The 24,771-nt window shown below is 42.6% G+C and carries 9 protein-coding genes and 1 pseudogene; all 10 read left to right on the top strand.

What is annotated here, in order from left to right; all coding sequences use genetic code 11:
* Positions 1 to 216 precede the first annotated feature (216 nt).
* Positions 217 to 9,852 (top strand): ESPR-type extended signal peptide-containing protein, encoded by a 9,636-nt coding sequence (locus G8D99_RS15325; protein ID WP_166327358.1) that lies wholly within the window; start codon positions 217 to 219, stop codon positions 9,850 to 9,852.
* A 3,751-nt stretch (positions 9,853 to 13,603) separates the two neighbouring features.
* Positions 13,604 to 15,463, top strand: a pseudogene (locus G8D99_RS15940) (YadA-like family protein); the annotation flags it as partial.
* Positions 15,464 to 15,525: 62 nt separating this feature from the next.
* On the top strand, positions 15,526 to 16,323 hold the full coding sequence (gene tpgA, locus G8D99_RS15315; protein WP_166327354.1) for a trimeric autotransporter adhesin/peptidogylcan-associated protein TpgA: 798 nt from the start codon (positions 15,526 to 15,528) through the stop codon (positions 16,321 to 16,323).
* 29 nt (positions 16,324 to 16,352) lie between these two features.
* Complete coding sequence (locus G8D99_RS15310; protein WP_166327352.1) at positions 16,353 to 16,784, top strand: hypothetical protein; 432 nt, start codon at positions 16,353 to 16,355, stop codon at positions 16,782 to 16,784.
* Between the two features lie 25 nt (positions 16,785 to 16,809).
* Complete coding sequence (locus tag G8D99_RS15305) at positions 16,810 to 17,229, top strand: hypothetical protein (RefSeq protein ID WP_227554339.1); 420 nt, start codon at positions 16,810 to 16,812, stop codon at positions 17,227 to 17,229.
* Positions 17,230 to 17,464: 235 nt separating this feature from the next.
* The gene (locus G8D99_RS15300) at positions 17,465 to 18,028 is read left to right on the top strand and encodes a fimbrial protein (protein ID WP_196782891.1); all 564 of its coding nucleotides are present in this window, start codon (positions 17,465 to 17,467) and stop codon (positions 18,026 to 18,028) included.
* A 37-nt stretch (positions 18,029 to 18,065) separates the two neighbouring features.
* On the top strand, positions 18,066 to 18,779 hold the full coding sequence (locus tag G8D99_RS15295) for a fimbrial biogenesis chaperone (RefSeq protein ID WP_166327350.1): 714 nt from the start codon (positions 18,066 to 18,068) through the stop codon (positions 18,777 to 18,779).
* Between the two features lie 7 nt (positions 18,780 to 18,786).
* Entirely contained in the window at positions 18,787 to 21,345 is a 2,559-nt protein-coding gene (locus G8D99_RS15290) for a fimbria/pilus outer membrane usher protein (protein WP_166327348.1), read from the top strand.
* Positions 21,335 to 22,414 carry a fimbrial protein gene (locus tag G8D99_RS15285; RefSeq protein ID WP_166327346.1) on the top strand — a complete coding sequence of 360 codons (1,080 nt, stop codon included), beginning with the start codon at positions 21,335 to 21,337 and terminating at the stop codon, positions 22,412 to 22,414. The genes G8D99_RS15290 and G8D99_RS15285 overlap by 11 nt, the downstream gene beginning before the upstream one ends.
* A gap of 287 nt (positions 22,415 to 22,701) precedes the next feature.
* Complete coding sequence (ilvD, locus tag G8D99_RS15280; protein WP_166327344.1) at positions 22,702 to 24,531, top strand: dihydroxy-acid dehydratase; 1,830 nt, start codon at positions 22,702 to 22,704, stop codon at positions 24,529 to 24,531.
* Positions 24,532 to 24,771: the final 240 nt, after the last annotated feature.

The following is a 24,771-nucleotide window of genomic DNA, read 5'->3' as shown; positions in this document are numbered from 1 at the left end:
ATATAAAGAAAGTTATTGGTTAATTTTTAATTAAGGTATAATTAAGTTATTATTAAATAATGAAAAAATGTGAACTGTGGTGTGCTTTTTGTTGTAAATAGTGTTGGTTTGATGTTAAATTTTAAGCAAAGAAATATCTAAAACACTTTTTAAAAATTAAACAATTCAAAATTTGAAAAAAGTGAACAAATAAACAGTACCCATGGGAATAAAAAAATGAACAAGATCTATAAAGTGATTTGGAACGCTGCTTTAGGAACGTGGGTGGCTGTTTCAGAGTTAGCCAAAGGTAAAACAAAGTCTTCTAAAGTCAAAGCGATTGTAGGCACAGCAAGTATTGGCTTGATGGTGACCTTTAGTGCTGATGCGGGTGCGGCTTGGATAAGTGGCAGTGCGAATACTGGTACAGCATATGGTACAGCATCAGCAACAGGCGTTGCTCTAGGAAGCTCTACTAGCAATAAAGCAGCAGCTAGCGGTGAAAACTCAATTGCGCTTGGTAATAACTCAAATGCTGTTGGAAATAACGCAATATCATTAGGCGGTGTAAGTACAGATGGTACAACGATCAGTTTTGGCGATTTAGGCGAAAGTTATAATGGAAGTGTCGTTGCTCGCTATTCAACTTCATTGGGTTCTACAAATAAAGTTGTGTCAGGCTCTTCGGTTGCCATTGGTAATCGGATTAGTATTTTAAATAATAACAACCCGAGTACTTTAGCTGACTTAAATGACGGCGGTAAAATGTATGGAACTACAACGAGTTCACATGCAGTCGGTATTGGTGATAATTTAACCATTAATGGTGGTTCACGTTATGCAGTCGCGATTGGTGCTGATATTGTTATTAATCAAAACTCTACGGACAGCTTTGCATTTGGCCGAGGTGCCATCATTGGAACCGCAACTCAGAGCGCTGAGGGTGGCGTAGCGATTGGTGCGGTCAGTAAAGCACAAAAAACGAAAGCAACTGCGATTGGCTCTGGAAACGTAGCTTCGGGTGCTTACTCAACTGCGATTGGTTCGGGTGGTACTAGTGTTACTCAAGCAACAGCAGATGGTGCTCTAGCCCTAGGCGGTAATGCCACTGCAGGTGCTAAAGCAAGTGCGACAAATGCAATTGCAATTGGGGGGCAATCGGTCGCTTCAGCCAATAAATCTGTTGCAATTGGAACAGGTTCATCTTCAATAAGTGGTGAAGCAGGTATTGCTTTAGGTGCAGAATCGTTAGCGCACAATAGAGGCGTCAGTATTGGTGGAAAAGCAACGAGTTCAAGCACATCTAACCAAGCGATTTCAATTGGCTACGCAACTTCTGTTATAGGTGATCAATCTATTGCTATAGGTGCGAATACGATTGCTGAAGGTAATTCTTCAATTTCCATAGGGGGGGATGATTTATTAGCTGTTTCAGGTTACATAGATAATGTAAACACTCAGCTCAATACATCCACTATTGCAAATACCTACAAAACATTAACAGGGGATAACCTTGTTGATAAAAATAATTTGTACGTTGCTACAGTATCCGGAGAAGGCTCAGTCGCTGTTGGTATTCAAGCAACAGCTGGTGACTTAGCTACAGCATTTGGTACAAGATCAAACGCCAAAGGTGTTACCTCTGTTGCTTTGGGTGTAGGTGCTACAGCCTCTAAAGACGGGGCAGTTGCTTTAGGTGCAGGTGCAAAAACTGATACCAATGCAACGAAAGAAACGTCTGCAAGTATTAATGGGGTAACGTATTCAGGCTTTACTGGTTCAACCAATTTGGCTGAAGGAAGCCAGGTATCAGTGGGTAGTACAGGCTATGAGTCCCAAATTAAGAACGTTGCGGCAGGCGCCGTTTCAGCAAGCAGCACTGATGCAATCAACGGGAGTCAGTTGTACGCCGTTGCACTGGGCTTAGATACTGTCACAGATACATTAGGGACTAAAGTTGCCAGTCTTATTGGTGGCGGAAGTAAGTATGACCCTGTAACTGGAACGATTAGTGACCCAAGCTTCACCATTAATGGTGCTGAAGTTTCCACCTTAAGTGCAGCAATCTCTTCGTTAAATTCCGGATTAACACACTTCTTTAGTGTGAATAATAATGATTCGACTCTTGATAATTATTATAACAATGGGGCTACAGGACTAAATGCAATTGCCATAGGGGTACGTGCGCAAGCCAAAGCAGAAAATGGGATTGCCATTGGTGATTCTGCAATAGCGAATTCGCCTTATGTGATTGCAATTGGTGAAAGAGCAGGTCCCACTCCAAATACTCTTACTCAAGCACCAGGATCAGAAAATACAGATGATTCTGATACTTTTGGCATTTATATAGGATCTGAAGCAGGTCGAAATTCTGCGGGTTCCAATAACATGATGATCGGTTCTAACTCAGCCGGTTTAGCATCTCAAGGTTCTGGCAATATGATGTTGGGTTCCCAAGCAGGTGTTGCATATGTAGGTGACGATAATGTCATGCTCGGAACCTTTGCTGGAACAGGTGGTGGTTCAGGTGATACCAATGTCATGATTGGTTATGGCGCAATTGTAAGCAATGGTAATAACAACTTAGCATTGGGCAAATTTGCTGAAGTGACTAACGGAAACGATAGTATTGCTATTGGTAATGAAGCGAGTACGTCAGCCAATAATTCAATTGCCATTGGTAAAGGGGTTAAAGCGCTAGATGCAGCTATTGCAGCCATTGTGATGGGGCAAGGGGCTGAAAGCTCAGGTGAAAACTCAATTGTTTTAGGTTCAAGCTCTTTGGCAAATGCGCTAAACACTATTGCTTTGGGTAGTGGTGCGCAAGCATTGGCTGAAAACGCGATCAGTATTGGTACTGGCAATATAGTTTCTGGTAAAAATTCGGGTGCGATTGGTGACCCGAGTATTATCAAAGGCGAAAATTCTTATTCGGTGGGTAATAACAATACCATTGGATCTACAACTTCTAATGCATTTGCCTTAGGTAATAATATTAATCTAGGTACAGATGATAGTGGAGCCGATACCAAGGATGTAAGTGGCGCAGTCGCTTTAGGTAACAAAGCCAGCGTAACTGAAAAAGGTGGCGTTGCTTTGGGTGAAAATTCAATCTCTGACCGTATTATTGGTCAGAAAGGGATTGATCCGATAACAGGACAAGAAACTACCCTGACAGGTTCGACATGGGCAAGTACATCAGGTGCGGTCGCGATAGGTGGGGGAACAACCACTCGTCAAATAACAGGCTTGGCGGCAGGTACGAACGATACAGATGCAGTGAATGTTGCACAGTTAAAGGCAGGAGCGACTCATTTCTTTAGTGTTAATAATACAGATACAGCATCTCAGAACTATGATAACAAAGGTGCAAAAGGTGCCAATGCTATTGCAATTGGTGTTAATGCAAGCGCCATTTCAAAAGATAATATCGCAATTGGTACCAATGCCAAAGCAGAAGTCGGTGTAGGCTCAGGTACTACAGACAATGGAAATTCAATAGCCATTGGGACAAACACATATACTAAAGGGCTAAACCAAACCGCGATTGGTTCAAATGCTAAGACTTCAAATAATCAGGCGACTGCTATTGGTTTTAATGCATCATCATTGGGGGCTGGATCTGCAGCTGTTGGAGCAGGCACATCAGCATTAGGTACAGGCTCAACTGCAATGAGTGCAGGTGCTGCTATCAAAGATTTTAAAGTTTTAGGGACAGATAATATTGGTTTTAGAGCTATCAAAGTAGATGCTAAGTACACAGCTGGTACAGCAAGTAAAGTATCGGGTTCATTTACCAATAATGGTTTAGCATCTACAGCTTTTGAATTTGACGTTGACGAAACGGGAAAAATTACAGCTGGAAAATTAGGTACAAAAACTTTAACTGCTGATGAGGCAAACAGTGTTTATACAGCATTATCTATGGGTTCTGCTATTGCCACAGACAACAATGCTACAGCTGTTGGTTATAGCAGTATTGCAACAGCAGATGGTGCGAATGCAATAGGTTCAGGTGCGACAGCTTCAGCGAAAGATGCCGTTGCAATTGGGCGTAGCGTGAGTTCAGCGCAAAATGCCGTTGCTATAGGGATGGCTGCTGTAGCAAATGGTCAAAGCTCTGTAGCTGTAGGTAACAATACCAATGCAGATGCTCAATACGCTGTTGCACTTGGTGGTGGTGGTAATGGAGGATTGAGTGCTAAGACTACGGCTAATAAAGAGGGCGCTGTTGCAATAGGCGGTAATGCCACTGCAGGTGCTAAAGCAAGTGCGACAAATGCAATTGCAATTGGGGGGCAATCGGTCGCTTCAGTAGATAAATCTGTTGCTTTAGGTTTAGGTGCTACAGCGTCTAAAGCAGGTGCTGTTGCATTAGGTGCAGGTGCAAAAACCGATACCAATGCAACAAAAGAAACGTCTGCAAGTATTAATGGGGTAACCTATTCAGGCTTTACTGGTTCGACCAATATTGCGGCAGGAAGCCAAGTATCAGTGGGTAGTACAGGGTATGAGTCCCAAATTAAAAATTTAGCGGCAGGTGCTGTTTCAGCAAGCAGTACTGATGCAATCAATGGCAGTCAGTTATATGCTGTTGCTTTAGGCTTAGATACAACCATTGATACCTTAGGTGGTGGTATTGCTAGCATTATTGGTGGTGGAAGTAAGTATGACCCTTTAACTGGAACGATTAGTGACCCAAATTATGTGATCAATAAAACAGACGGCTCAGCTTATGCTGCAGTGAATAATGTTAGTGCTGCATTAACAAACTTAAATACAGAAATTGCTAAACCGCTGACTTTCAAAGATGCAGGTACAGGTACATCAACCAATCCATTGGGTAGCGAACTTTCGATTGTCGGTGATAGCAATATCACCACGACGGTGACACAGGGCCAGGCAGCGATTGCATTAAATAAAAATGTGGTTGTGGACAGCGTGACGGCTGGAACAGTTGATCCGACTACTGGTGACTTGATCGAAGGTAGCCAGCTGACAGCAGCAGGTACTGAAGTCAAAGATGCAGCGGGTAACACCGCGACCTATGGTGCTGACGAAGCAGAATTGAGCGATGGTACCAATACCAACACGATCACGGCTAGCAGTAACAGCATCACTGATGGCAAGTCAACGACGACGGTCGGTGCGGATACCATCACCGTGGGTGCAGGTTCAAATCCAGTAGTGATCAATGGTCAAGACGGAGTGATTACTGGCTTAACCAATACAACACTTGATGATATTGATGACACTGATCCAACAGCAGCAGGTCAAGCGGCGACCCAAGGTCAAGTATCTGAATTGATCACTTCAGGTCTGAAGCTCAACAGCAAAGATGGCACAGCTGCAGAAGATACAGTTGCGTTGGGTGAGGCGATTACGGTAACCAATACCGATGGTAATTTGGTTGCAACGCATGACGATAACCAAATCATCTATGACTTAGCCAAAGACATCAGTGTTGAGAGCGTAACGGCTGGAACAGTTGATCCGGACACAGGTGAGCTGGTTGAAGGTAGTCAGCTGACAGCAACGGGTACAGAAGTTAAAGATGCTGATGGTAACGTAGCAAATTACGGTGCAGACAAAGCGGAAATCAGCGATGGTACGAATACCACGACGACGACAGCGGGCGGTACCACAGTTACAGATGGGACGAACACCAACACGATCACGGCTGGCAGTAACAGCATCACTGATGGCAAGTCAACGACGACGGTCGGTGCGGATACCATCACCGTGGGTGCAGGTTCAAATCCAGTAGTGATCAATGGTCAAGACGGAGTGATTACTGGCTTAACCAATACAACACTTGATGATATTGATGACACTGATCCAACAGCAGCAGGTCAAGCGGCGACCCAAGGTCAAGTATCTGAATTGATCACTTCAGGTCTGAAGCTCAACAGCAAAGATGGCACAGCTGCAGAAGATACAGTTGCGTTGGGTGAGGCGATTACGGTAACCAATACCGATGGTAATTTGGTTGCAACGCATGACGATAACCAAATCATCTATGACTTAGCCAAAGACATCAGTGTTGAGAGCGTAACGGCTGGAACAGTTGATCCGGACACAGGTGAGCTGGTTGAAGGTAGTCAGCTGACAGCAACGGGTACAGAAGTTAAAGATGCTGATGGTAACGTAGCAAATTACGGTGCAGACAAAGCGGAAATCAGCGATGGTACGAATACCACGACGACGACAGCGGGCGGTACAAAAATCACAGATGGCACCAATACCAACACGATCACGGCTGGCAGTAACAGCATTACTGACGGCAAGTCAGCAACGACAGTCGGTGCGGATACGATTACTGTAGGTGCAGGCTCAAAACCAGTGGTGATCAATGGTCAAGACGGAGTGATTACAGGCTTAACCAACACAACACTTGATGATATTGATGACACTGATCCAACAGCAGCAGGTCAAGCGGCGACCCAAGGTCAAGTATCTGAATTGATCACTTCAGGTCTGAAGCTCAACAGCAAAGATGGCACAGCTGCAGAAGATACAGTTGCGTTGGGTGAGGCGATTACGGTAACCAATACCGATGGTAATTTGGTTGCAACGCATGACGATAACCAAATCATCTATGACTTAGCCAAAGACATCAGTGTTGAGAGCGTGACGGCTGGAACAGTTGATCCGGACACAGGTGAGCTGGTTGAAGGTATTCAGCTGACAGCAACGGGTACAGAAGTTAAAGATGCTGATGGTAACGTAGCAAATTACGGTGCAGACAAAGCGGAAATCAGCGATGGTACGAATACCACGACGACGACAGCGGGCGGTACCACAGTTACAGATGGGACGAACACCAACACGATCACGGCTGGCAGTAACAGCATCACTGATGGCAAGTCAACGACGACGGTCGGTGCGGATACCATCACCGTGGGTGCAGGTTCAAATCCAGTAGTGATCAATGGTCAAGACGGAGTGATTACAGGCTTAACCAATACAACACTTGATGATATTGATGACACTGATCCAACAGCAGCAGGTCAAGCGGCGACCCAAGGTCAAGTATCTGAATTGATCACTTCAGGTCTGAAGCTCAACAGCAAAGATGGCACAGCTGCAGAAGATACAGTTGCGTTGGGTGAGGCGATTACGGTAACCAATACCGATGGTAATTTGGTTGCAACGCATGACGATAACCAAATCATCTATGACTTAGCCAAAGACATCAGTGTTGAGAGCGTGACGGCTGGAACAGTTGATCCGGACACAGGTGAGCTGGTTGAAGGTATTCAGCTGACAGCAACGGGTACAGAAGTTAAAGATGCTGATGGTAACGTAGCAAATTACGGTGCAGACAAAGCGGAAATCAGCGATGGTACGAATACCACGACGACGACAGCGGGCGGTACCACAGTTACAGATGGGACGAACACCAACACGATCACGGCTGGCAGTAACAGCATCACTGATGGCAAGTCAACGACGACGGTCGGTGCGGATACCATCACCGTGGGTGCAGGTTCAAATCCAGTAGTGATCAATGGTCAAGACGGAGTGATTACAGGCTTAACCAATACAACACTTGATGATATTGATGACACTGATCCAACAGCAGCAGGTCAAGCGGCGACCCAAGGTCAAGTATCTGAATTGATCACTTCAGGTCTGAAGCTCAACAGCAAAGATGGCACAGCTGCAGAAGATACAGTTGCGTTGGGTGAGGCGATTACGGTAACCAATACCGATGGTAATTTGGTTGCAACGCATGACGATAACCAAATCATCTATGACTTAGCCAAAGACATCAGTGTTGAGAGCGTAACGGCTGGAACAGTTGATCCGGACACAGGTGAGCTGGTTGAAGGTAGTCAGCTGACAGCAACGGGTACAGAAGTTAAAGATGCTGATGGTAACGTAGCAAATTACGGTGCAGACAAAGCGGAAATCAGCGATGGTACGAATACCACGACGACGACAGCGGGCGGTACCACAGTTACAGATGGGACGAACACCAACACGATCACGGCTGGCAGTAACAGCATCACTGATGGCAAGTCAACGACGACGGTCGGTGCGGATACCATCACCGTGGGTGCAGGTTCAAATCCAGTAGTGATCAATGGTCAAGACGGAGTGATTACTGGCTTAACCAATACAACACTTGATGATATTGATGACACTGATCCAACAGCAGCAGGTCAAGCGGCGACCCAAGGTCAAGTATCTGAATTGATCACTTCAGGTCTGAAGCTCAACAGCAAAGATGGCACAGCTGCAGAAGATACAGTTGCGTTGGGTGAGGCGATTACGGTAACCAATACCGATGGTAATTTGGTTGCAACGCATGACGATAACCAAATCATCTATGACTTAGCCAAAGACATCAGTGTTGAGAGCGTAACAGCTGGAACAGTTGATCCGGACACAGGTGAGCTGGTTGAAGGTATTCAGCTGACAGCAACGGGTACAGAAGTTAAAGATGCTGATGGTAACGTAGCAAATTACGGTGCAGACAAAGCGGAAATCAGCGATGGTACGAATACCACGACGACGACAGCGGGCGGTACCACAGTTACAGATGGGACGAACACCAACACGATCACGGCTGGCAGTAACAGCATCACTGATGGCAAGTCAACGACGACGGTCGGTGCGGATACCATCACCGTGGGTGCAGGTTCAAATCCAGTAGTGATCAATGGTCAAGACGGAGTGATTACAGGCTTAACCAATACAACACTTGATGATATTGATGACACTGATCCAACAGCAGCAGGTCAAGCGGCGACCCAAGGTCAAGTATCTGAATTGATCACTTCAGGTCTGAAGCTCAACAGCAAAGATGGCACAGCTGCAGAAGATACAGTTGCGTTGGGTGAGGCGATTACGGTAACCAATACCGATGGTAATTTGGTTGCAACGCATGACGATAACCAAATCATCTATGACTTAGCCAAAGACATCAGTGTTGAGAGCGTAACGGCTGGAACAGTTGATCCGGACACAGGTGAGCTGGTTGAAGGTAGTCAGCTGACAGCAACGGGTACAGAAGTTAAAGATGCTGATGGTAACGTAGCAAATTACGGTGCAGACAAAGCGGAAATCAGCGATGGTACGAATACCACGACGACGACAGCGGGCGGTACAAAAATCACAGATGGCACCAATACCAACACGATCACGGCTGGCAGTAACAGCATTACTGACGGCAAGTCAGCAACGACAGTCGGTGCGGATACGATTACTGTAGGTGCAGGCTCAAAACCAGTGGTGATCAATGGTCAAGACGGAGTGATTACAGGCTTAACCAACACAACACTTGATGATATTGATGACACTGATCCAACAGCAGCAGGTCAAGCGGCGACCCAAGGTCAAGTATCTGAATTGATCACTTCAGGTCTGAAGCTCAACAGCAAAGATGGCACAGCTGCAGAAGATACAGTTGCGTTGGGTGAGGCGATTACGGTAACCAATACCGATGGTAATTTGGTTGCAACGCATGACGATAACCAAATCATCTATGACTTAGCCAAAGACATCAGTGTTGAGAGCGTGACGGCTGGAACAGTTGATCCGGACACAGGTGAGCTGGTTGAAGGTATTCAGCTGACAGCAACGGGTACAGAAGTTAAAGATGCTGATGGTAACGTAGCAAATTACGGTGCAGACAAAGCGGAAATCAGCGATGGTACGAATACCACGACGACGACAGCGGGCGGTACCACAGTTACAGATGGGACGAACACCAACACGATCACGGCTGGCAGTAACAGCATCACTGATGGCAAGTCAACGACGACGGTCGGTGCGGATACCATCACCGTGGGTGCAGGTTCAAATCCAGTAGTGATCAATGGTCAAGACGGAGTGATTACAGGCTTAACCAATAACAACACTTGATGATATTGATGACACTGATCCAACAGCAGCAGGTCAAGCGGCGACCCAAGGTCAAGTATCTGAATTGATCACTTCAGGTCTGAAGCTCAACAGCAAAGATGGCACAGCTGCAGAAGATACAGTTGCGTTGGGTGAGGCGATTACGGTAACCAATACCGATGGTAATTTGGTTGCAACGCATGACGATAACCAAATCATCTATGACTTAGCCAAAGACATCAGTGTTGAGAGCGTGACGGCTGGAACAGTTGATCCGGACACAGGTGAGCTGGTTGAAGGTATTCAGCTGACAGCAACGGGTACAGAAGTTAAAGATGCTGATGGTAACGTAGCAAATTACGGTGCAGACAAAGCGGAAATCAGCGATGGTACGAATACCACGACGACGACAGCGGGCGGTACCACAGTTACAGATGGGACGAACACCAACACGATCACGGCTGGCAGTAACAGCATCACTGATGGCAAGTCAACGACGACGGTCGGTGCGGATACCATCACCGTGGGTGCAGGTTCAAATCCAGTAGTGATCAATGGTCAAGACGGAGTGATTACAGGCTTAACCAATACAACACTTGATGATATTGATGACACTGATCCAACAGCAGCAGGTCAAGCGGCGACCCAAGGTCAAGTATCTGAATTGATCACTTCAGGTCTGAAGCTCAACAGCAAAGATGGCACAGCTGCAGAAGATACAGTTGCGTTGGGTGAGGCGATTACGGTAACCAATACCGATGGTAATTTGGTTGCAACGCATGACGATAACCAAATCATCTATGACTTAGCCAAAGACATCAGTGTTGAAAGCTTAACAGCGACGGATCCAACGACAGGCAGTATCAGTAAAGTAGATGGCAACAGCATCAGCCAAACCGATACATTGGGTAACAGCAACACCAGCACAGCGACGGGCAATAGCTTAGAAGATACAGCGGGTAACACCACGACATCTGTTGCAGGTAGCAGTACATATAGCGATGTCGACGGCAACGAAACCATTGCAAGTGCAACGGGTACAGATGTCACGGATCAAGAGGGCAACAATGCAAGCTATGGTGCCAAAGGTGCTGAGATCGCAGATAAAGCTGGCAACAGCACCAGCATTGGCGCAGGTATCATTACTGTTCAAGATACCGCGGGTACCACCAACATCACAGGCGACAACATCACTGTAGGTGGTGCGAGCCCAGTGACGGTGAATGGTAAGGCAGGCACAGTAAATGGCTTAACTAACACGAAATTTGATCCAGAGAAGTTTGTCAGTGGTCAAGCGGCCACAGAAGACCAAGTGGCGCAAGTTGCGAATGACCTGAGCACTGATTTGACAGACACAGGCTTCAACATCACCACACAAAATGCGGGTGGTACAGCGACAGCAGAAGATAAAGTGAAGTTGGGTGAAACAGTTAACTTCACTAATACCGATGAAAACTTGGTGGTGAGTACGACTGGGAATAATGATGTTATTTATGACCTAGCGAAAGACATCAATGTTGAAAGCTTAACAGCGGCTGATCCAACGACAGGCAGTATCAGTAAAGTTGAAGGCAACAGCATCAGCCAAACCGATACAGCAGGTAACAGCAACATCAGCACAGCAACGGGCAATAGCTTAGAAGATGTAGCGGGTAACACCACGACATCTGTTGCAGGTAGCAGTACATATAGCGATGTCGACGGCAACCAAACCATTGCAAGTGCAACGGGTACGGATGTTAGGGATCAAGAGGGCAACAATGCAAGCTATGGTGCTAAAGGTGCTGAGATCACAGACAAAGCTGGGAATAATGCGACGATTGGTGCAGGTACGATCACTGTTCAAGATGCTGCTGGGACAACCAACATCACAGGTGACAATATCACTGTAGGTGGTACGAACCCAGTGACGGTGAATGGTGCGGCAGGCACAGTGAATGGCTTAACCAATAAAACATTTGATTCAGAGAACTTTATCAGTGGTCAAGCGGCCACAGAAGACCAAGTGGCGCAAGTTGCTAACGACCTGAACACTGATTTGACAGATAAAGGCTTCAACATCACCACCCAAAACGTGGGTGGTACAGCGACAGAAAAAGACAAAGTCAAACTGGGTGAAACAGTCAACTTCACCAATAGCGATGAAAACTTGGTGGTGAGTACGACTGGGAATAATGATGTTATTTATGACCTAGCGAAAGACATCAATGTTGAAAGCTTAACAGCGGCTGATCCAACGACAGGCAGTATCAGTAAAGTTGAAGGCAACAGCATCAGCCAAACCGATACAGCAGGTAACAGCAACATCAGCACAGCAACGGGCAATAGCTTAGAAGATGTAGCGGGTAACACCACGATATCTGTTGCAGGTAGCACGACATACAAAGATATCGATGGCAACCAAACCATTGCAAGTGCAACGGGTACGGATGTTAGGGATCAAGAGGGCAACAATGCAAGCTATGGTGCTAAAGGTGCTGAGATCACAGACAAAGCTGGGAATAATGCGACGATTGGTGCAGGTACGATCACTGTTCAAGATGCTGCTGGGACAACCAACATCACAGGTGACAATATCACTGTAGGTGGTACGAACCCAGTGACAGTGAATGGTACGGCAGGCACAGTAAATGGTTTAAGTAATACCACATGGACAGCGGGTCAAAGCCCAGTCAGTGGTCAGGCTGCCACAGAAGATCAAATTGCTGCATTGGAAACCAATCTAACCAATACAGGCTTTGATGTTGGTGCGAACGTCCTTTCAACTACAGATGGTAAAGCACCAACACACAAACTGGGTAACCAATTAGATATCGTTGCAGGTGATCTGAAAGATACAGCTTATGTTGCGACTAACCTATCGACAGAAGTCAGCCAGAATGCAGATGGTAAGACCACCGTTAAAGTGGGCTTAGCGAAAGATGCAAGCTTTGACAGTGTGACAGCGGGAGACACTGTTGTAGACAATAGTGGCGTTAAAGTTGTTGAAACTGATGTAGATGGTAAAGCCACAGGAAAAGAAACGACATTAACTGCGGGCGGTACGTCAGTTAAAGATGGTACGAACACGACAACAACGACGGCAGGCGGAGTTGCAACAGATGGTACGGTTAAAGTTGTAGATGGCGCAGGGAATACGGTTGCGCAAGTAGACAACACTGCATTGACGGTGAAAGACAAAACGGATCCGAGCAAAGTAGAAACCAGCATCAACGAAGCGATCAACACGCTGAACAGCAACCAAAGCACACTGGATGAGCTGGCAGTTAAATATGACAGCACGACCAAAGACAAAGTGACATTGGGTGGTGTGGGCAGTACCACACCAGTACAGCTGACCAATGTGGCGAGTGCAGGTGATTACACCGACACAGCGAATGCATTGAATGCTGTAAATGCTGGTGACCTGAACAATGCAGTTCTGGATGTGACCAATAAAGGCTTAAGTTTTGCAGGTGATACAGGTACAAACGTACAGCGCAAGTTAGGTGAAACCACAAAGCTTGTAGGTGGAGTAATAGATACCAGCAAACTGTCTGCGAACAACATTGGTGTAGTGGCTGATGGTGCAGATACCTTAACGATACAACTGGCAAAAGACTTGGTTGATCTGGACAGCGCTACAGCAGGTACGGGAACGGATAAAACCGTATTGAACAAAGATGGTCTTACTGTCACATCAGGTAATGGGACGACAACTATTGGTTCAGATAAGATTGTAGTTGGTTCTCAAAATTCGATAATTATTGATAGCAAAACTAATATCATCAGTGGCTTAGCTGCAGGCTCATTAGCAATGGGATCTACAGATGCAGTCAACGGCAATCAAATTCGAAATATAGTTGGTAATGGAGCATTTGATACAGCAGTTGGCAATGAAGGCATCATCAAAGATATTGGAGGTACAGGTGCAACTAATATTCATGATGCAATTCAATCTATCAATACGACTGTAAACAAAGGGTGGAATTTAAATACGAATGGCGCAGACCAAACAACGATAAAAGCAGAAGATACTGTTGATATTGGTACAGCAGAGGATGAAACAAATCTGACTGTGATTAAAAAGGATAATAAGATTGATTTTAGCCTAAATAAAGACCTTAAAGGTTTGACCTCTGTTGAGACGACAGATGGTGCAGGTAATACGTCAATTCAAACAGCAACAGGCACCACTGTAATAAATACAGTTGGTGATCGTACTGAATATGGAGCGAATGGAACGACTATTAATGGATCAAATGGTCAAACTGTGATTTTGTCTTCTAACAAAGTTGATGTAGGGGGTAACACCATCAATAATGTTGCCGATGCAGTTGATGGCAAAGATGCGGTCAATAAAGATCAGGTAGAAAAATTTATTGCTGATGCATCAACAGGTATAACCACTAAAGGCTTTGCACTGACTGCTGAAGATGGTCAAACCATTAACAAAAAACTGGGTGAATCTGTTGAGGTGGTTGGTGATGAGAACAACCTTACTACTGAAGTAAAAGAGGGCAAATTAGCGATCAAACTTGCAGATGATCTGAATGTAAACTCAATTACTGCTGGCGATAGCGTGTTAAATACTGCAGGGTTAACGGTAGGAAATACATCTGTCACATCGGGTGGGGTTTATATCATTGGCGGTCCAAGTGTCACCATCGAGGGAATCAGTGCAGGCAACAAAACAATCACCAATGTTGCTGATGCAAAAAATGACACAGATGCCGTCAACAAAGGACAGCTCGACTCTGCAATTAATGGCCTTGACTCTAAAGTTAATGAGATCGCGAACAATGCTGTTCAATATGATGCTGAGAGTAAAGATAAAGTCACACTTGCAGGAGCGAATGGTACAACCTTGACTAACGTTAAAGACGGTGAGGTCAGCCAAGGTTCGAAAGATGCTGTGAATGGCGGCCAGCTTTGGAATGTACAGCAACAGGTAGATCGAAATACCAATGATATTACGAATATTCAAACTGATATTCAAAATATCAACAACGGTAAATCGGGATTGGTACAGCAAGAAAATAGCACTGCTCAAATCACTGTAGGTAAAGATACCGGTGGAACATCAGTCAACATCAAAGGGACTGATGGTGACCGTGTCTTAACAGGTGTAGCAGCGGGGGCGGTTAATGCGACATCAACTGATGCTGTAAATGGCAGTCAATTAAATACCACCAACCAAGCGGTGGTGGAGTATTTGGGTGGCGGCGCAGCGTATGACAATATTACGGGAAGTTTTAATGCGCCTTCTTATACGGTAGGAGATCAAACGTATAACAAAGTTGGTACAGCTATTGATGCATTGAACCAAGCGGATCAGGTACTCAATAGTAAGATTGATAATGTGAGTAATAATCTAGAACAAGCATTTAAATCTACGAATCAACGGATTAATGATGTTGAAAAGCGTGCCAATGCCGGTATAGCAGCTGCTATTGCATTTGAAGCTGCACCGTATGTCCCTGGCAAGTTGACGTATTCGGCAGGTGCTGCATATCACGGTGGTGAGAATGCAGTCGGTGTTACTTTACGTAAAACAGCAGACAACGGGCGTTGGTCATTGACCGGAGGTATTGCTGCTGCGTCAGAGGGTGATCCAAGTGTTCGTATCGGTATCAGTGGTGTAATTGATTAATGAGGCCCAAAGGAAGCTCTGATTGAGCTTCCTTTCTTTTAATAAAATAATGAGAGAAAAACATGAAAACATCATACAAAATAATGTTACTCAGTTTGTTCAGTGGCCTCATGATCTCAGTGAGTAATGCCACGGAAAACCTATCTGAGCAAACGCCAACAGACATTCAATTTACAGACATTAAAAAAAGCTATTTAAAACAAGTTCATCGTTATGAATATGACCATATTGCACGTCTGGATCAAGGTTTAAATAAAGATCAAATTCGCTTTATTTTGGGTAATCCTCATTTTTCCGAAGGGATATTGGGAACAAAAACATGGAACTATGTCCTTGATATTCGTGAACCCCAAACACAGCAGTATAAACGTTGCCAACTCAGGATTGATTTTAATCAGGACAAGTTAGCACAACACTATTATTGGAAAGGTGAAGAATGCCAAGGCCTAATGACGTGGGGGGTGAACAATCAGTCACAGCAAGAACAAACGACCTATAGTGCCCAACAGAAAACAGCGAGTGTGCTATTTAACTTTGATCAAGGCCAACCATCAGGCATTAAAAATCCAGAAAAAATTGATGAAATTGCGCAGATGATCAAACAGTCGGATAACCATACGACCATCTTGATTACCGGGTTTACAGATTCTTTAGGTTCATTTACCTACAACCAAAAGCTATCGCAAGAACGGGCAAAAACCGTGGTAAACCTTCTACAAGAACGCGGCATTGATCCTGCGAAAATCAAGTTTGAGGCGAAGAATCAGACCAATCAATATGCCCAATGTACTGCGATCAAACAAAAACAGGTCTTAATTGAGTGCTTAGCACCAAATCGACGTGTTCAAATCGAATGGTAATAAAGTCGAAACTTAAAATTAGGACAGCTATGCGAAATTTTCAGGTCATTGCAACGTTATTCTTGAGTACGCTATGTGCCATCACAAGTCAAACACAGGCTCAAGAGTTGAGTGTCGTGGAGACTTTAAAACAACATCAGCATTGGGGGCTGATCCAACCGGGCATTGCCTGTGTTGAACAGTATCAGTTTAAGCCCAATGGTGAGGTCAGTATCCAAAGTCTTCAAGAACGAGTTACGGGTACTTATCAATACATCATTTCACCCAACGATTTTCAATTGCCCGCTATGGTGATTCATTTTGAAACGGATAATCAAAAACCGGATTGTACAGGCAGTTCTGTTAATCAAGCGGGTACCTCAACGACTAATTTCTTGAAAAAAGGCGCAGATCAAAAAATTTATTTTTGTGATGATGCTTTAGGAAAAAATTGTTCAGTCTATTTAAGACCTGAACATTAAAAAAACGACATAGGGGAAATGTAACGTGAAAAAAATAGTCATGGCAAGTTTAGGCTTATTTCTAGCGATGAATGCTCAAGCATTTGAAAAGAGTCAGGTCAACTTGGACAAAGACTTTTGGGGAAAATGGTCCGTCTTTAACGCTAAATCTCAATGTACTGAAAACTATGAATTTAAGCAGCCTGGACAAGTCACCTATTCTTCCAAACAAAAGAAAATGACAGGTGAATTTGCTGTACTCAGAAGCAAAGAGCCTCAGTTATTAGATGTATTGGCAATGAAAATTAAAACCGATAACCAGCAAGCGGGTTGCGGTAATGAGAAAGTTAATTATACCGATGCAGATATTCGTCTGGGTTTAAAATGGGTATCTAAAAAATCTGCAGAGCTATGTACGGATGCAGAAGCGAAGCAATGCACAGGCCTTTACTTAATTAAGAATTAAATAATCACTTAAGCTCGCATTAATAATAATCCTCCTTAATATATTTGAATTTAATAAATTTAAAATATTGTTAAGGAGGATTAATTGTTATATGAAGTAATTTTTTAAATAAAATTAATTCCGACGAAAATACTCTGATTAATATATAAACTATTGCTTATTTAAATATCAATATATAAAATCTTAAATGCAATACAAAGGAAATATTAATAAGTTCAATAAATAGGGGAATACAATGAACTTAAACATTATAAATGCATCTTTAGTGATGGTGCTCGGGATTTCATCATCAGCTTTTGCAGCCACAGGTACCATCAACTTTACTGGTGCTGTGAATTCAACAACATGTGCGGGAAGCGTATCAGGCGGTTCTTCAGGCTCTACTAACGATACTGTGACATTGCCTGTTGTGAGTAAATCTGATTTGGCTGCAGCAAATACAACTGCAGGAAAAACAGAATTCACCATTAACTTAACCGACGGGAATGGTAACAAATGTGTTCAAGTGGTTGAGGGTGCAAATAAATTTGCAGTTCCTTACTTTGAATACGATACAGGTAAAGTGAATACAGATGGACGTTTGAAAAACTTACAAACGGGCGGTGCAAGCAATGTCGATATTCAATTGCTCAATAGCACAGAAGATGTCATTGACATTAAATTGGTTGGAGCAGCACAACAATTATCAGTTTCTGCAGACAATGAAAGTTATAAATACTATGCACAGTATTTCGCTACAAATACGGCAGGCGAAGGTGAAGTGAGAGGGACTGTAACCTACAATATTATTTATAAATAAAAACTTAAATTATTATTGTATTTTTGAAGGGTTATAAATGAAATATTTTATTCAAGGGATTTCTCTTGCAATCTATTTAATTTCACAAAATATTCATGCGGGTGTTGTAATTACAGGCACGCGGATCATTTACCCTTCAAACCAAAGCTCGGTGACGGTTCAATTGAGTAATCCGGGTGAGCATCCCTCGCTGATTCAGTCATGGTTAGATGATGGTAATCCATCATCTATTCCAGAAGCTGGAAAAATTCCATTTATTTTAACGCCACCGGTCACGCAAGTCTTACCTAAAAAAGGTCAAATGATTCGTCTGATTGCGCATAAGGCTGAACAACTTCCTCAAGATCGTGAGACCATGTATTGGTTTAATATCTTAGATATTCCAGCAGTTGAAGAATCAGATAAAGCACAAAATAAATTAAATATCTCCATCCGGTCGAGAATAAAATTTTTCTATAGACCCGTTAAATTGAGTACAACCCAAGAAAAAGCATTCAAATCTGCGAATGTAAATTATGATCTATCAAAAAAGAAAATAGTCATCAATAATAATTCAGCCTATTACTTAAATTTTCAATATTTAAGACTGAATGCTGATCAAAAAAAATCTGAATATCCTGAATCTATATTAATTCAACCTTTCGAAACTCAAGAATTAAGTCCTAAAATTGAATTTACGCCTAAAAAAATTGAGTATGGTCTAATTAACGATTATGGCGCAGTACAAAATTTCGAAAAAAATATTGAATAAATAAAACATGATTAAGTGTTTCTATTCATTATTATTTTTTACTTCCATTGCAAGCATTTCACATGCGCAAGTAACTAAGTCTTCTGATGATGAAAAAAAACAAATCGAACTTTTAGTCAGCAGTAAAATTTATTCATACGACACTCGCTCTTTTTTTGGGGGGGCACAATTTGACAGTGATATCATCAAGATAGCGCAAGCTAATGCTGTTAATACGGGTGTCTACTCACTCAATACTAAAATTAATCAGCAAGCTATTGGTGAACAGCTACTCAGTTTTAAACACTTAGACTCATCGTCCACAGCCGTTTTATGTATTGATGAAAACCTATTAAAAAATTTAGATTTAAAAAAAGAAATCATTGAAAAATTGCCAAAGAAAGAGTGCTTAACCATTAAGGAATTAAGCCCAGATGCCTATTATGATTTAGATCAAAGTAACTTATCTTTACAGATCTCTTTGCCGTTGGTGTTAATCAATCAGCGTCCTCATGGCTATATCCCACCGGATAAATTTGATAAAGGCGTCAGTTCAGCATTTTTAGCGTATCAATATTCCCATTATTCGAGTATCGATCATCAAGCTAAAAATCAGTCCAGTTCTTATCTCAGTGTCAACGGAGGAGCCAACCTCTTCGGCTGGAACTATCGACACTCGGGTTATTTTGATTCACAAGATCATGATTTAAAAAGCTATCATGCTTCATCGCATAGCATTTCAACGGATCTGTTGAAGCTAAAATCAAGATTAACTTTGGGCGATCTACTGACTCAGAATTATATGAATCAGACTGTACCCATGCGTGGGATTCAGTTAGCTTCAGATGTCAGTATGCTACCCAATTCTTTACGTTTATATACCCCTGTGATTCGAGGAATAGCCAATACCAATGCATTGGTCAGTATTTTCCAAAGAGGGAATAAAATTTTTGAGCGCAGTGTACCTGCTGGTACATTTGAAATTAACGACTTAGTTGCGATGTCGAGTGATGGTGATTTGAAGGTTCAGGTCACTGAAAATGGCGGCGAAAAACATAGTTTCATGGTGCCGTTACAGGGCAATATGAACCTGGTACGCATCGGGCAGTTTAATTATTCAAGCTCGATTGGTAAATATCGTTTAACTCAAATCACGAGTGATCAATACATTGGACAATTCAGTATGCAGTATGGATTATCCAACTATCTCACTTTAAATGCCGGATCGAATTATAGTGAGCCTTACCAAGACTATGCATTGGGTCTAGGGGTTAATACTTTTATGGGCGCTATAAAATTAGAAACAGATTTTTCAGTAGAAAATTTATTTGAACAGAAAATTCATGGTCAACAATATCGACTTTCTTATCAATACCATTATCTCCCGCTGAACAGTTTTTTGAGTTTAAATTCAATTTACCAATCCAAAAAATTTACCACACTGAGTCAAGTTTTTTCCAAATTGAATTATCAAGATTTAAATCAATTTGAGATAGATGATTATCAAGACAATGATCAATTAAAAAATCAATTTAATATTTCATTAAGTAAAAATTTTTCAAAGTCTAAATACGGCTCTATTTATCTCAGTACTTCAAGAAATAACTATTGGAAATCAGGCAATCGTTATGATCAGTTGAGTTTGGGCTACTCCAATTTTTGGAACAAACTCAATTACTCATTGAGTGTAAGCCAAAATTCCAATGTCTCTACAGATCAAAATGAAACACGTTGGAACGCCAGTTTAAATATTCCATTAGATTTAAAAAGAAGAAAGCTGTACGTCTACTCTACTGCTCAACAGGCCAACACTGCCGGAAATCCCCTCAATAGTTTTATTGGGATGTCTGGAAGCGGGGGGGAACATAATCAATTTGGATATTCTGTATCTGCCAATCATTCACGCATCGAGCATCAATCCAAATCATCCATCGCAGCCAATTTAAACTACAATCGAACTCAAGCAAATTTGAATTTAAATACCACAGTGGTCGATAGCCAGAAGCAACAGCTCGGTATCAATCTCAATGGCGCAGCTGTATTGCATCGACATGGGTTAACTTTGACAAATCAGCTTTCAGACACTTTCGCAATTATCCATGCTAAAGGGGCTAAAGGTGCCTATGTTCAAAATAACCAAGGAGCCAAAATAGATCGTTTTGGCAATGCGATTTATTCGAGTCTGACGCCCTATGATTTAAATAACGTGGGTTTAGACAGCAACCATTTGCCGCTAGATGTTGAATTAAGCTCGAATCAAGCTGAAGTTATTCCAAGACGTTATAGTTCTAGTTTGGTTAAATTTAAAGCCAATGCAATTTCAAATCTTATTTTAAATATTCAACTCTCTAACAACAATAAAGTACCGATTGGGACTCAAGTTAAAGACTCAAAGGATCATATTATTGGTGTTTTTGGACAGTCTAATCAGATCTTCTTAAATAATATCGATATAGTGACTACCGGAGGGACTATAAAGTGGGGTGAACAATCCCCTCAATTATGCAAAATTGATGCTATGAGAAAAAATCAAAAAAATATTAGAAAATTATTAATATTAGATGTTGAGTGTAAAAATGAAAATTAATATGGGTTTTAGCCTTTTTCTCATCATATTCAGTTTTTGTTCAACAACGCATGCAAAGCTCACATGTCAAGGCCAGCTTTCAAGTTATTTGCATGCAGACAGATCTCCTCATATTTATAACACGTTCAGTGTGGATATGAACTATAAGGACAGTCATAATATCTATGATTTTTATAGTTATGAGATTAAAAGTAAAAATTTAATCAATTGTACCAGCGATTTAGGTGTGTCAACAGGCGTAGGGAAAATTTCAAAGTTTAATGCATTTGCGGGTAACAGTAATATCGATAGTAGTCGTTCTACAAGCTTTGACGGTACTGGTTATCTATTTTTTAAAATAAAAAATACAGGTAATGAATTTATAGATAATCATGCCTATATTAGCTTTTGGTTTAAAGATGACTTGACAGCTTGGCTGGGTACAAAAGACTTTATCATTAACTCAAATCTTATTAACTTTGGGCAAGATTTAAATATCACCCAAGTCAGGTTCTATTTCACGGATATTCCCACAACATCAATTCATAATATTCCAATTAATATCGGTGTATTAACTGTGAATATGCGAGATAGGACAGCAGCCCTAGGCGGTTCAGAAGTTACAATTAGTCAGGAGACAAAAATATGGTTAAATGTGAATCCAGCACCGATTAAAACCTGTGAAATAGACAATCAAACGGTCACTTTACCCAGTATTCCCGATATTGCCTTAAATGGTGCAGGGGCTGAAGCTGGTGCAACTGCATTTAGTGTGGTTGCCAAGTGTAATCCTCAAGGCGTGGCCCGCACGCTCACGGGTATGATGATTGATAATAATCAAGTGGATAATACGTCTTTCGTATTGAAAAATACCAATACTGAAAGCAACGTCGGTATAAAAGTACAGGATACAGATTTAAATAGGCCCGTCTATTACAATGCTGGTTTCAATTTTGGTACAACAACAAATTCTAAGACCTATGTTTTTATAACCAAAAATTTTAGAGCTTCTTATTATAAATTGTCGAGTGATCCTACACTTGCAGGCCTAGTCAACAGTCAAGCGATTATCAGTGTGAGCTATCCATGAAGTGAAGTAGATAACTATTGATAAATTTTACTTATACAAAATTAAAAAAAGATTCATGAAAGTTTTGTATTTAAATTGAGTCTATAGCGCTATATTAGTTCTATCCAATTCCTATTCTTTATAAGTGAAATACAAAGCCTGTGTGGCTTTTATATTTCGATCAGTTGTTCCTCATTAAGCTGTAGTAAACTGTCTATTTGCAACAACTGATTTAGCTTTATATTAAGTACCCTTCAGCCAGAGTGAATCAAAGAATTCATTTCGAGCACAACTTGTTGGAAATAACTATGCCTGACTATCGTTCAAAAACATCGACACACGGAAGAAATATGGCTGGCGCACGTGGCTTATGGCGTGCAACCGGTATGAAAGACGAAGATTTTGGCAAACCGATTATTGCCGTGGTGAACTCCTTCACTCAGTTTGTACCCGGTCATGTGCATTTAAAAGACTTAGGTCAATTGGTGGCACGTCAAATTGAACAAGCAGGCGGTGTGGCAAAAGAATTTAATACCATTGCAGTCGATGACGGCATTGCGATGGGACATGACGGAATGCTGTATTCATTACCATCACGTGACCTGATTGCGGACTCGGTGGAGTACATGGTCAATGCACACTGTGCCGATGCCATGGTCTGTATCTCGAACTGTGACAAAATTACCCCGGGGATGTTGATGGCATCGATGCGTCTGAACATTCCAGTAGTGTTTGTGTCAGGCGGTCCAATGGAAGCGGGTAAAGTCAAAATCCGTGGCAATGAACATGCAATCGACTTAGTCGATGCAATGGTCGTGGCAGCCGATGACAGCTTCACAGATGAAGAAGTGGCAGCCTATGAACGTTCAGCATGTCCAACTTGTGGTTCATGTTCAGGCATGTTTACCGCAAACTCAATGAACTGTTTGACTGAAGCTTTAGGCTTATCTTTACCGGGCAATGGTTCAACACTTGCAACGCATGCCAACCGTAAAAAGCTATTTGAAAAAGCAGGTCAGTTGATCGTTGAGATCACCAAACGTCATTATGAGCAAAATGATTACAGCGTGTTGCCACGTTCAATTGCCAGCAAAGCCGCCTTTGAAAATGCCATGACGCTAGATATTTCAATGGGTGGTTCAACCAATACCGTACTTCACTTATTGGCAGCAGCCAATGAAGCAGAAGTCGACTTCACCATGACCGATATCGATCGTTTGTCACGTAAAGTGCCGGTACTGTGTAAAGTTGCACCGGCAAAACAAGACGTGCATATGGAAGACGTACATCGTGCCGGTGGCATCATGTCGATTTTGGGTGAGCTAGATCGTGCAGGATTACTCGATACCTCGGTACCAACCGTGCATGAAAAAACCCTCAAAGATGCTTTAGACAAATGGGACATCATGCGTACTGAAGACGAAGAGGTCTATACCTTCTTTAAATCAGCGCCGGGCGGTGTACCAACACAAACGGCATTCTCACAAGACCGTTACTACTCACGTTTAGATGGTGACCGTGACAATGGTGTGATTCGTAATGTCGCAAACGCCTTCTCACAAGATGGTGGTTTGGCGGTACTTTACGGCAACATCGCACTTGAAGGCTGTATTGTGAAAACAGCTGGTGTGGATGATTCGATTTTGAAATTCAACGGCACAGCGCGCGTGTTTGAAAGCCAAGATTCAGCAGTCGAAGCGATTTTGGGTGGCAAAATCACCGCAGGTGATGTGGTGGTGATTCGTTACGAAGGTCCACGTGGTGGACCGGGTATGCAAGAAATGTTGTATCCAACCAGTTACTTAAAATCGAAAGGTTTAGGTAAAGATTGTGCATTGCTGACCGATGGTCGTTTCTCTGGTGGTTCATCAGGTCTATCGATTGGTCACGTGTCGCCTGAAGCGGCGGAAGGTGGTGCGATTGGTTTGGTTGAAGATGGCGATCGTATCGAAATTGATATTCCAAACCGTAGCATTCACTTGGCGGTCGATGATGCTGTGATGGCTGAACGTCGTGCAGCGCAAGAGGCCAAAGGTTGGGTGCCTGCTGAACAGCGTCCACGTAAAATTTCGAAAGCATTGAAAGCCTATGCGATGCACACCACCAGTGCTTCAAAAGGCGCAGTGCGTGAACTCTAAGTCGCTTTAGATTTTATGTCAAAAAAGCACTCTTTAAAGAGTGCTTTTTTTATGCAGTATACAGAAATTTGTCGTTAAATCAGTTGAGAATAGCCAAATCTGGTCGAGATGTTTTGATTTAAATTTAAACCAGATCATTGAACATTTGGGCTTGAATTGATATAAGTTTTAGATCAAATTACATTTATTTTACAGTGAAACCCATCCCTCACTGTGAATTTAGCATACGCTGTATTAAAT

It is taken from the genome of Acinetobacter lanii, from assembly GCF_011578285.1.
Classification (GTDB): domain Bacteria; phylum Pseudomonadota; class Gammaproteobacteria; order Pseudomonadales; family Moraxellaceae; genus Acinetobacter; species Acinetobacter lanii.
Note: the sequence above shows the minus strand (reverse complement) of the source record. Positions and strands in the feature narration are given on the sequence as shown.